Origin of the sequence: Streptomyces sp. NRRL B-24572, assembly GCF_002156145.1 — a bacterium.
Classification (GTDB): domain Bacteria; phylum Actinomycetota; class Actinomycetes; order Streptomycetales; family Streptomycetaceae; genus Streptomyces; species Streptomyces vietnamensis.
The window spans coordinates 1-10,388 of sequence record NZ_MWIG01000775.1 but is presented as its reverse complement, the minus strand read 5'-3'; the positions used below and the strand labels follow the sequence as shown (position 1 = coordinate 10,388).

Genomic DNA, 10,388 nt, shown 5'->3' with positions numbered 1-10,388 from the left:
GCCCGCGCGGCGGCCGGGCCGACGGCCGGGCCGACGGCCGCCCCCGCCCCGCGGGCCGCCGCCTCGACCGTTTCCACCCTCCCCCGGACTTCGTCCGGGGGGACCCCCGGACGAGCGCCACCACCAGCGCGATCACCACGACCGCGACCAGCGCGGGCCACCACGACGTGTCCATACCTCAAGAAGGTACCGGCGCGCGCGCCACCCCGCCGCCGCGCTCCGCCATCCATCCGAACCGGTGACAGAGCCCGTGAGTTCGCCCACAACGGGCCACCGCGAAGGAGCGACAGGCCCGGGTGCGCCTTACGCTCGACAGACCGCACAGCCTCCCCTCCCTCAGCGCGCTTCCCGCACCCGTCCACGGAGGTTCACGCTCCATGAAGCTCACCGTCGTCGGCTGCTCCGGGTCGTTCCCGTCCGCGGAATCGGCCTGTTCGAGCTACCTCGTCGAGGCCGACGGCTTCCGGCTGCTCCTCGACATGGGCAACGGTGCCCTGGGCGAGCTGCAGCGCCACATCGGTCTGTACGACCTCGACGCGATCTTCCTCAGCCACCTCCACGCCGACCACTGCATCGACATGTGCGGGTACTTCGTCGCCCGCTACTACCGGCACGAGGGCGGACGCTGCGACGCGATCCCCGTGTACGCCCCCGAGGGCGCCGAGCAGCGCCTGACCACGGCCTACGCGGACACCCCCTCGCCGTCCGCGATGAGCGAGGTCTTCGGCTTCCGCACGCTGAAGTCGGGCGACAGCTTCGAGATCGGCCCGTTCTCGGTCCGTACGGAGAAGGTGTGCCACCCGGTCGAGGCGTACGGCATCCGGGTCGAGCACGGCGGCCGTTCGCTCACGTACTCCGGGGACACCGGGGTCTGCGAGGCGCTGCACGACCTCGCCGTCGGCACCGACCTCTTCCTCTGCGAGGCCTCCTTCACCCACGGCAAGGAGGACGTCCCGGACCTCCACCTCAACGGCCGCGAGGCCGGCGCGCAGGCCACCCGGGCGGGGGTCGGACGCCTCGTGCTGACCCACATCCCGCCGTGGACGGACGGCGAGCTGAACCTGGCGGACGCGCGCGAGGTGTACAAGGGTCCGTCGGAGCTGGCGCGGCCGGGCGCGGTGTACGAGATCTGAGGAACGGTCCGCGCAACGGGAAGGGCCCCGGANNTCCGGGGCCCTTCCCGTTGCTACGGGTGAGGCTCACGCCTTGGTGAGGTCCTCGATCTCCTCCTCGGGCTCGCGGCCCGGGGTGGGGAGGTTGAACTTGGTGATCGCGAAGCGGAAGACCACGTAGTAGATCGCCGCGAAGACGAGGCCGATCGGGATGATCATCCACGGCTTGGTCGCGAGGTTCCAGTTGAGCAGGTAGTCGATGCCGCCCGCGGAGAAGGTGAAGCCCGCGTGGACGCCGAAGGCCCAGGTGACGGCCATGGACACGGCGGTCAGGACCGCGTGGATCGCGTACAGGACCGGCGCGATGAACATGAACGTGAACTCGATCGGCTCGGTGATGCCGGTGACGAAGGAGGTCAGCGCGAGGGAGACCATCATGCCCATGACGGCCTTGCGGCGCTCGGGGCGGGCGGCGTGGGCGATGGCGATCGCGGCGGCCGGGAGGCCGAACATCATGATCGGGAAGAAGCCCGACATGAAGATTCCGGCGCTCGGGTCACCGGCGAAGAAGCGGTTGAGGTCACCGTGGACGACCTCGCCTGCGGCGTTGGTGAAGTCACCGATCTGGAACCAGGAGACGGTGTTCACGAACTGGTGCATGCCGACCGGGATCAGCGCGCGGTTGATGAGGCCGAAGAGGCCGGCGCCACCGGCGCCGAGGCCGGTCATCCACTCGCCGAAGCTGGAGATGCCCTCGCCGATCGGCTCCCAGACCAGGCCGAAGACGACGCCGACGGCGGTGCCGACGAAGGCCATGATGATCGGGACGAGACGGCGGCCGTTGAAGAAGCCGAGCCAGTCGACCAGCTTGGTGCGGTGGAACCGCTGCCACAGGACGGCCGAGAGCAGACCCATCAGGATGCCGCCGAGGACGCCCGGGTTGTTGTACGTCGCGGCGACGTCGACACCCTTGTTGGCGGTCGTGTTGACGACGGCCTCGGTGATCGGGAAGGCCTTCAGCACGTTGCTGTAGACCAGGAAGCCGACGAGCGCGGCCAGGGCGGTGGAGCCGTCCGCCTTCTTGGCGAAGCCGATGGCGACGCCGATGCAGAAGAGCAGGGGCAGGTTGTCGAAGACCGCGCCGCCGGCGGTGGCGAAGACGGACGCGACCTTGTCCCAGCCGAGACCGTCCTTGCCGAACACGTCGGCCTGGCCGAGACGGAGCAAGATACCCGCGGCCGGCAGAACGGCGATCGGCAGCTGCAGGCTGCGACCGACCTTCTGCAGGCCCTGGAACAGGCCGGATCCGCGCTTCTTCGCGGGAGCGGCGGCCTGGGCGGTGGCCGTACTCATCAACTTCCTCCAGTAAGGCAAGGCGCCGCCAGAGGTGGGAAAAGGGGGTGACGGCGGCGTCTCGTGGAACGCGGTGGTCTGGACCGCGTGGTCTACACCAATGAGTGGTGTAGACCAGTTGTAGCACGTGAGACTTAGATAAGGAACCTGCGAATTCTGTGCGCTCAGCCATAGCCTGAAATGCACGACAAAAGACCCCTGGACGGTCAGGTCCAGGGGCCTTCGACGGGCCTTACGAGAGGGACGTAAGCCCCGAAAGCGGTCAGGCCCCGCCGCGTGATCGCAGGGCGACCACAAGGCGATCACAGAGTGATCGAGGAGCTACCTGACGTACTGAACGGGAGCTACTTGACGTTCTCCCGCTCGATCTCCTCCTCGACCTCGTCCGGCTCGCGGCCGGGCGTCTGGAGGTTGAACGTGGTGATCGCGAACCGGAAGATCGCGTAGTACACGACCGCGAACCCGAGCCCGATCGGAATGATCAGCCACGGCTTCGTCGCGAGGTTCCAGTTGATCACGTAGTCGATCAGGCCGGCCGAGAAGCTGAAACCGTCCTTCACGCCCAGCGCCCAGGACAGCGCCATCGAGACACCGGTCAGCACGGCGTGGATCACGTACAGCAGCGGTGCGACGAAGAGGAACGAGTACTCGATCGGCTCGGTGATGCCCGTGACGAACGAGGTCAGCGCGACCGACAGCATCATGCCGCCGACCGCCTTGCGGCGGTTCGGCTTCGCGGTGTGGGTGATCGCGAGCGCCGCGGCGGGCAGGGCGAACATCATGATCGGGAAGAAGCCCGTCAGGAACTGACCGGCGTTCGGGTCGCCCGCGAGGAACATGGGGATGTCGCCGTGCACCACCGTGCCGTCCGGCTTGGTGTACGTGCCGAACTGGAACCAGATGGGCACGTTCAGGAACTGGTGCAGGCCGATGACGAGCAGCGCGCGGTTCGCGAGGCCGAAGATGCCCGAACCCCAGGCGCCGAGTCCGACCAGCCAGTCGCTGAAGTTCTCCAGGCCGTCGCCGATCGGCGGCCAGACCCACAGGCAGATCGCGGCGAACGCGATCGCCACGAACGTCATGATGATCGGCACGAGCCGCCGGCCGTTGAAGAAGCCCAGCCAGTCGACCAGCTTCGTCCGGTGGTAGCGCTGCCAGAACCAGGCCGCCATCAGGCCCATCACGATGCCGCCGAAGACGCCGGGGTTCTGGTACGTGTACCCGGTGAAGACCTGCTCGGGCGAGAGACAGCCGCCGCGGATGTCCACCGTGCCCGTCGGGCAGTCCTTCGGGAACTGGCGCAGCACGTTGTAGTAGACGAGGAAGCCGACCACGGCCGCCAGCGCGGTCGAACCGTCCGCCTTCTTCGCCATGCCGATCGCGACACCGATGCAGAACAGCAGCGGCAGACCGAGACTGCCGTCGAGCAGTGCACCGCCGGCGCCCGCCATCACCTTCGCGACGTTGTCCCAGCCGAGACCGTCGGCGCCGAACACGTCCGGCTGGCCGAGACGGTTGATGATGCCGGCCGCCGGGAGGACGGCGATGGGGAGCTGGAGGCTGCGGCCCATCTTCTGGAGGCCCTGGAAGAGCCCGCTCCACGACGCGGCCTTCTTCGGCTTCGGCGCCGGTTCCGGCTCCGGTTTCGGTGTCGCGGCGGGGCTGTCGGTGCTCATCGGCGTCCTCCCTGCCCGGAACAAGCCGGGCCCGCATCTCGTTGCACACTGGTGTAGACCAGTTGCGGTAGGCTCCGGGAGCCCGCTGAGGACAGGCCGCCGGTGATCGTCATCATTCGACAGAACGGCGGCACTCGCTCGCGAAGTTGGGCCAACCGTGGGTTACCGTGACAAAGCGGACCGCAGGTGCGCCGAGATTCGCGTCCTCGCGAACGGAACGGACAGGGAGAAACACATGGCCAGCAAGGCTGAGAAGATCATCGCCGGGCTCGGCGGCATCGACAACATCGAAGAGGTCGAGGGCTGCATCACCCGCCTGCGCACCGAGGTCGTCGACGCCGCCCTCGTCGACGAGGCCGCCCTGAAGGCCGCCGGCGCCCACGGCGTCGTCAAGATGGGCACCGCCATCCAGGTCGTCATCGGCACCGACGCCGACCCGATCGCCGCGGAGATCGAAGACCTGATGTGAGCGTGAGCATTCCGCTCACTTCCTGAGGAGGGCCCGTTCCGGCAGGGGAACGGGCCCTCCGCCATGTCCGGCTAGGCTCGTCCCATGTCTCGCATCGACGGCCGTACCCCCGAACAGCTCCGCCCCGTCACCATCGAACGCGGCTGGAGCAAGCACGCCGAGGGCTCCGTCCTCATCTCCTTCGGCGACACCAAGGTCTTCTGCACCGCCTCCGTCACCGAAGGCGTCCCGCGCTGGCGCAAGGGCAGCGGCGAAGGCTGGGTGACGGGCGAGTACTCCATGCTCCCCCGCGCCACCAACACCCGCGGCGACCGCGAATCCGTCCGCGGCAAGATCGGCGGCCGCACCCACGAGATCTCCCGCCTCATCGGCCGCTCCCTCCGCGCCGTCATCGACTACAAGGCCCTCGGCGAGAACACCATCGTCCTCGACTGCGACGTCCTCCAGGCCGACGGCGGCACGCGTACGGCGGCGATCACCGGCGCCTACGTCGCGCTGGCCGACGCCATCGGCTGGGCCCAGGGCAAGAAGCTCGTGAAGGCCGGCCGCAAGCCCCTCACCGGCACGGTGGCGGCGGTGTCGGTCGGCATCGTCGACGGCGTCCCCCTCCTCGACCTCTGCTACGAGGAGGACGTCCGCGCCGACACCGACATGAACGTCGTCTGCACCGGCGACGGCCGCTTCGTCGAGGTCCAGGGCACCGCCGAGGCCGAGCCCTTCGACCGCAAGGAGCTCAACGCCCTCCTCGACCTCGCCTCCGGCGGCTGCGCCGAACTCGCCGAGATCCAGCGCAAGGCCCTCGAAGGAACCCTCTGACACCTCGCTGCGTCCTGACGGGCGGGCACCCGGGTACGATCCGGGGCGCCCGCCCGTCCGCATGTCCGTACGTATCAGGGGGAGTACCCGCCTTGAAGCTGAAGCGCCGTCTCGCACTCGCCACGGCCACGGCCGCCGCGCTCACCACCGTCCTGAGCGGCTGCGGAGCCCTCGACACGGCCATGGACTGCGTCAACACCGCCGACGCGATAGCCACGTCCGTACAGAACCTCCAGCAGGCCGTCTCCAACGCGACGAACGACGTGACGCAGATAGAGGAGTCCCTGAACCAGATCTCCACGGAACTGGGCAACATCAAGAACACGACGGACAACGCCGACCTTTCCAAGGCCGTCGACGACCTGACGAAGGGCGTGGACTCCGTCCGCACGGCGGTCAAGAACGGCGACACCACCCCGGACATCACGCCGATCACGGACGCGGCGGGCGAAGTGGCGAAGGTCTGCACCCCGGGATAATCGGGGCATGACCCGACAGCGCCTGATCCTCGCCACCCGCAACGCGGGCAAGATCACCGAACTCCACGCGATCCTCGCCGACGCCGGCCTCGACGTCGAACTCGTCGGCGCGGACGCGTACCCCGACGTGCCCGACGTCAAGGAAACGGGCGTCACCTTCGCCGAGAACGCCCTCCTCAAGGCCCACGCCCTGGCCCAGGCCACCGGCCTCCCGGCCGTCGCCGACGACTCCGGCCTCTGCGTCGACGTCCTGAACGGAGCCCCCGGCATCTTCTCGGCCCGCTGGGCCGGCACCCACGGCGACGACCGCGCGAACCTGAACCTGCTGCTGGCCCAGCTCTCGGACATCGCGGACGAACACCGAGGCGCCCACTTCGCCTGCGCGGCGGCCCTCGCGCTGCCCGACGGCACGGAGCGAGTGGTGGAGGGCCGCATGGAGGGCACCCTCCGCCACGCCCCCGTAGGCACGAACGGCTTCGGCTACGACCCGATCCTCCAGCCGGAGGGCCACGAGGTGACCTGCGCCCAGCTGACCCCGGAGCAGAAGAACGCGATCAGCCACCGCGGCAAGGCGTTCAGGGCCCTGGTGCCGGTGGTGCGGGAGCTGCTGGGTTGAGGCCCGTATGCGAACGGCCTGCGAATCGATCCTTCGATTCGCAGGCCGTTCCTGGGTGCGGCCGGAGGGATTCGAACCCTCACGGGATTTCTCCCACGGGCTTCTAAGGCCCGCGCGTGCTGCCTATTTCGCCACGGCCGCGTGCACAGCCATGGTAGCGGTCACCTGCCACTCGGTTGAGAGGGACGTCGTCGTCCGCCGCGGCACCAGGTGTCAGTGGTCGCATGGCAGTTGGGGCACAGGAGCCTCAGGTTCTCGCGCCGGTCGTCACGCCAGTCCCCATTGATGTGGTCGACCTCCAGGGTCATGGGCTTGCCGAGCCACTCGGGGGCTACGCCGCACCGAGCGCACTCCTCGGGCACACCGACTTCGTGCAGTGCGCGGCGCAGCCGCTTGGTGGTGGTCCGATGCCTCTTGTCGTGACGTACCAGAACGTCTTCCGCCCGCTTGGCAGTCGGGCTCGGCTTGCCGCGCTGGTGGGCCTGCCCCAAGAAGTGGGCGACTGACAGGCCGTCTTCCGTAATCCACTTCCGTAGGTTCGCACGCTGTGCAGCGGTGTCCGCCCGGCCCAGATGGTGCAGGGCCATCCTTGCGGAGGTCGAGTGCGCCACTGCCTGTCGCAGGGCATGCGTACTCGGGCGGGCGAGTCTCCCGAAGGGCGGGAAGTGGGAGACGTCGATGTCGAAGTGGGCGAACCGCCTCATGAGGTACCGGGGGAGCGCGCTGTACGACTCCGCGCCGAGGAAGTCGATGGCCTCGTCGATGTCGGCGCACCGCGCCGCTGCTTCGGCCAGGCGCTCGCGGGTGTACCGCGTGCTGGCGGTCATCGGGTGCGCCCCTTGCCGCGACCTCGGTAGCTGTCCGTCGTGGAGTGGCAGTTGGGGCACAGTAGCCGCAGGTTCTCAATCTGGTTGTTACGCCAGTCGCCATCGATGTGGTCGACCTCCAGCGGAAGCGGGCATCCCAGCCACATGGCTTCGATCCCGCACAGCGCGCAGTGCTCCTCGTAGCCGAGCTGCTGCATGGCCCGCTTGAGCCGCTGGCCTGGGATCCGCCGTGCATGCGCTGACGCTTCCTTGACGAGGAGCTCCTCGGCTGTCCGGCGCCGTCCGCCATGCCGCCTGTGCTCCGCTCGGCCCACCGACGTGAAGTGCGACGTGTCGATGGCGTGCGCCTTGATGCGACGGGCGATGTTGGCTTGGTGCCCACCCACGCAATCGAGTCCCAGCCGGCGTACGACATCGTTCACGCTCGTGGAGATGGCGACGACAGGTGCCAGAACCTCTCTCGTCCACCGCATCCCCTCCTGCTCGAAGTGCGAGGTGTCCACCCCGAGCTTCCGCATCCGCTCCCGTACGTACCGCCGCGTCGGACTCTTCGGGTCCACCCCCAACCTCTCCAGCGCCTCCGTCAGCGTCCGCGCCCCTCACGCCGCCGAATCCAGCCGTTCCCTCGTGTACGCGCTCGTCCCCATCGAGTCGGCCCCTCCCCAGTACGGATCTCGTACGGACTAACGACCCGAATATCGGACGGTCACGCCATATCGCGTACGTATCGCGTATGGAAAGCGGAACGGCCCGCACCGTCGTTTCCGGGGTACGGGCCGTTCCGTGGAAGAGAGGGGCTCAGACGCCCAGGTCCCTCATGATCTTGGCCACGTGGCCCGTGGCCTTCACGTTGTAGAAGGCGTGTTCCACCTTGCCGTCCTCGTCGACCACGACCGTCGAGCGGATCACGCCCGTCACCACCTTGCCGTACAGCTTCTTCTCGCCGAAGGCGCCGTACGCCTCCAGGGTCTCCTTCGACGGGTCGCCGACCAGCGTGACCTTCAGGTTCTCCTTCTCGCGGAACTTCGCCAGCTTCTCCGGCTTGTCCGGGGACACGCCGATGACGTCGTAGCCGGCGGAGGCCAGGACGTCGAGGTTGTCGGTGAAGTCGCACGCCTGCTTCGTGCAGCCGGGGGTCAGCGCCGCCGGGTAGAAGTAGACGATGACCTTGCGGCCCTTGTGGTCCGCGAGGGAGACCTCGTTGCCGTCCGCGTCGGGAAGGGTGAAGGCGGGGGCGGTGTCGCCGGGCTGCAGTCGCTCGCTCATGGCTGGCTCTCCTCGGGGTGTTCGCGTACGCGATAAAGAGCCTAATGGGGGTCTGGCGCGACCCGATCGCGCCGGAACTGACAGACTGACCGTCAACGACCGGAATACGACCACGGAGGCAGCGCGGTGTCGGAGGCCAGGACCCCTGCACAGATCGAGGCGGACATCGTCCGCCGACGCGAGCAGCTCGCCGTCACTCTCGACGAGATCGGCATTCGGATGCACCCGAAGACGATCATCGGGGACGCCAAGGCCAGGGTCGCCTCGACGGTCGACCAGACGGCCGGGCGCGCCTTCGTCGCCGTCAACCGGGTCGTCTCGGACGTGAAGGCCCGCTTCACCCACGAGGACGGCGCGCCCCGCCTGGAGCGGGTCGTTCCGGCGGCCGTCGTGGCCCTTGCCGTCGTCGGGCTGATCGTTTCCTCCTCGCGGCGGCACAAGGCGTGAGCCTTCCCGGCCGCCCCGTCTGCGGGCGACACGCCCGGGCAGGTAAGTTCACAGGGTGAGCGAGAACACGCACGACAAGCTGCCCATCCGGATGCTCCACGACCGGGTCCTGGTCCGTACCGATTCCCCGGAGGGGGAGCGGCGTTCCGGCGGCGGCATCCTGATTCCGGCGACGGCCGCCGTGGGCCGTCGCCTGGCCTGGGCCGAGGTGGTCGCGGTCGGTCAGAACGTCCGTACCGTCGAGATCGGCGACCGGGTGCTGTACGACCCCGAGGACCGCGCCGAGGTCGAGGTGCGGGGCGTCGCGTACGTCCTGATGCGGGAGCGCGATCTGCACGCGGTGGCGGCGGACCGGTTCCAGGGGACGTCGGACTCGACGGGCCTGTACCTGTAGGCAGACGAGCGCGAAGGCCCTGGTGACCGGAGTCACCGGGGCCTTTGCCCGTTCTTTGCTAGCCTGGAGACACCCCGACGAGACGCGCCGTACCGGGTTGACGACAAGACGACGCACCCCTGTTGTTCCGTCTCGCGGAGGTGTCTCGTCATGGCCTGGGTTCTGCTGGTCGTCGCCGGTCTGCTCGAGGTCGGCTGGTCCATCGGCATGAAGTACACGGACGGTTTCACCCGGCTCTGGCCGAGTGTCCTCACCGGTGCGGGGATCGTCGCCTCCATGATGCTGCTGTCGCAGGCGGCCAAGACGCTGCCGATCGGTACGGCGTACGGCGTGTGGGTCGGCATCGGTGCGGCCGGTGCGGCGGTGCTCGGCATGGTGGTGCTCGGTGAGCCGGCGACCGCCGCCCGGATCTTCTTCGTCTGTCTGCTGCTGGTCGCCGTGGTGGGGCTCAAGGCGACGAGCGGTCACTGACCCCGGGGGTCCCGGGGGTCGCGAGGGCTCCGGGGGTCCCGGAGGCCCCGGACGGCCGTACGGAGGGGTGTGCGGCGCCCGGTCCGGCCTCGCCGGTCTCGCCCGCTTCGTACGAGCCCTCCGGCGAGCCCTCCGGCGAGCTCTCCGATGAGCCCTCCGGCCCGTCCGGCACCGGCGGGACCGGTGGCGCCTCCGCCCCCGGCATCAGCCGGAGCTCGAAGTCGCGTGCGGGGACCCCGTCCAGTGCCTCGCGGGTGAACCGGCCCCAGATCTCGGCGGGCACTCCGCCGCCGTTCACGCGCGGCTGGCCGAGGGCGCCGTACAGCGATTCCTGGGCGCCCGTTTCGGGGTCCTGGCCCATGACGGCGACGACGGTGGCGAGCTCGGGGGTGTAGCCGGCGAACCAGGCGGCCTTGTCGTCCTCCGCGGTGCCCGTCTTGCCGGCGGCCGGACGCCCGGCGG

General features: G+C 69.0%; 14 protein-coding genes, 1 tRNA gene, 1 pseudogene and 1 riboswitch. Of the genes and pseudogenes, 9 read left to right on the top strand and 7 right to left on the bottom strand.

Annotated features, from left to right (window positions below):
- On the top strand, positions 1-242 hold a 242-nt coding region (locus CCN56_RS43985), incomplete at its 5' end, for a hypothetical protein (RefSeq protein WP_218779486.1).
- A 135-nt stretch (positions 243-377) separates the two neighbouring features.
- Entirely contained in the window at positions 378-1,133 is a 756-nt protein-coding gene (locus tag CCN56_RS35645) for an MBL fold metallo-hydrolase (protein WP_086831907.1), read from the top strand.
- Positions 1,134-1,199: 66 nt separating this feature from the next.
- Here CCN56_RS35645 and CCN56_RS35640 read toward each other — a convergent pair whose 3' ends face one another.
- The gene (locus CCN56_RS35640; protein WP_041129430.1) at positions 1,200-2,465 is read right to left on the bottom strand and encodes a PTS transporter subunit EIIC; all 1,266 of its coding nucleotides are present in this window, start codon (positions 2,463-2,465) and stop codon (positions 1,200-1,202) included.
- 344 nt (positions 2,466-2,809) lie between these two features.
- Entirely contained in the window at positions 2,810-4,141 is a 1,332-nt protein-coding gene (locus tag CCN56_RS35635; protein ID WP_086831906.1) for a PTS transporter subunit EIIC, read from the bottom strand.
- A 235-nt stretch (positions 4,142-4,376) separates the two neighbouring features.
- On the opposite strand from CCN56_RS35635, the gene CCN56_RS35630 reads away from it, so the two are divergent.
- The 4 genes from CCN56_RS35630 to rdgB all read left to right on the top strand — a co-directional run bounded on the left by CCN56_RS35630 (position 4,377) and on the right by rdgB (position 6,521).
- A complete protein-coding gene (locus CCN56_RS35630; protein ID WP_086831905.1) occupies positions 4,377-4,610 on the top strand; it encodes a PTS glucose/sucrose transporter subunit IIB in 234 nt (77 codons plus the stop codon).
- Between the two features lie 84 nt (positions 4,611-4,694).
- Positions 4,695-5,426: a ribonuclease PH gene (gene rph, locus CCN56_RS35625; protein ID WP_086831904.1), complete on the top strand. Its 732-nt coding sequence runs from the start codon at positions 4,695-4,697 to the stop codon at positions 5,424-5,426.
- 92 nt (positions 5,427-5,518) lie between these two features.
- Entirely contained in the window at positions 5,519-5,905 is a 387-nt protein-coding gene (locus CCN56_RS35620; protein WP_179200106.1) for a hypothetical protein, read from the top strand.
- A gap of 7 nt (positions 5,906-5,912) precedes the next feature.
- Positions 5,913-6,521 carry an RdgB/HAM1 family non-canonical purine NTP pyrophosphatase gene (gene rdgB, locus CCN56_RS35615; RefSeq protein ID WP_086831903.1) on the top strand — a complete coding sequence of 203 codons (609 nt, stop codon included), beginning with the start codon at positions 5,913-5,915 and terminating at the stop codon, positions 6,519-6,521.
- A gap of 56 nt (positions 6,522-6,577) precedes the next feature.
- Here the strand turns inward: rdgB and CCN56_RS35610 are convergent.
- The 4 genes from CCN56_RS35610 to bcp all read right to left on the bottom strand — a co-directional run bounded on the left by CCN56_RS35610 (position 6,578) and on the right by bcp (position 8,614).
- Positions 6,578-6,662 (bottom strand) — tRNA-Leu (locus tag CCN56_RS35610).
- Between the two features lie 20 nt (positions 6,663-6,682).
- Positions 6,683-7,348, bottom strand: coding sequence for an HNH endonuclease (locus CCN56_RS35605; RefSeq protein ID WP_086831902.1), 666 nt, complete (start codon positions 7,346-7,348; stop codon positions 6,683-6,685).
- The gene (locus CCN56_RS35600; protein WP_256962347.1) at positions 7,345-7,935 is read right to left on the bottom strand and encodes an HNH endonuclease signature motif containing protein; all 591 of its coding nucleotides are present in this window, start codon (positions 7,933-7,935) and stop codon (positions 7,345-7,347) included. The genes CCN56_RS35605 and CCN56_RS35600 overlap by 4 nt, the downstream gene beginning before the upstream one ends.
- A 211-nt stretch (positions 7,936-8,146) precedes the next feature.
- A complete protein-coding gene (gene bcp / locus CCN56_RS35595) occupies positions 8,147-8,614 on the bottom strand; it encodes a thioredoxin-dependent thiol peroxidase (RefSeq protein ID WP_041129424.1) in 468 nt (155 codons plus the stop codon).
- A gap of 126 nt (positions 8,615-8,740) precedes the next feature.
- Here bcp and CCN56_RS35590 point away from each other — a divergent pair, with 126 nt between their 5' ends.
- The 3 genes from CCN56_RS35590 (at position 8,741) to CCN56_RS35580 (ending at position 9,926) form a co-directional block, all read left to right on the top strand.
- A complete protein-coding gene (locus CCN56_RS35590; RefSeq protein ID WP_041129423.1) occupies positions 8,741-9,061 on the top strand; it encodes a DUF3618 domain-containing protein in 321 nt (106 codons plus the stop codon).
- Positions 9,062-9,116: 55 nt separating this feature from the next.
- Entirely contained in the window at positions 9,117-9,455 is a 339-nt protein-coding gene (locus tag CCN56_RS35585; RefSeq protein ID WP_030554720.1) for a co-chaperone GroES, read from the top strand.
- A gap of 47 nt (positions 9,456-9,502) precedes the next feature.
- Positions 9,503-9,573: riboswitch (guanidine-III (ykkC-III) riboswitch) on the top strand.
- A 32-nt stretch (positions 9,574-9,605) separates the two neighbouring features.
- Positions 9,606-9,926 carry a multidrug efflux SMR transporter gene (locus CCN56_RS35580; RefSeq protein ID WP_086831901.1) on the top strand — a complete coding sequence of 107 codons (321 nt, stop codon included), beginning with the start codon at positions 9,606-9,608 and terminating at the stop codon, positions 9,924-9,926.
- Here the strand turns inward: CCN56_RS35580 and CCN56_RS45215 are convergent.
- Positions 9,904-10,388, bottom strand: a pseudogene (locus CCN56_RS45215) (penicillin-binding protein); the annotation flags it as partial. The gene CCN56_RS35580 and the pseudogene CCN56_RS45215 overlap by 23 nt on opposite strands.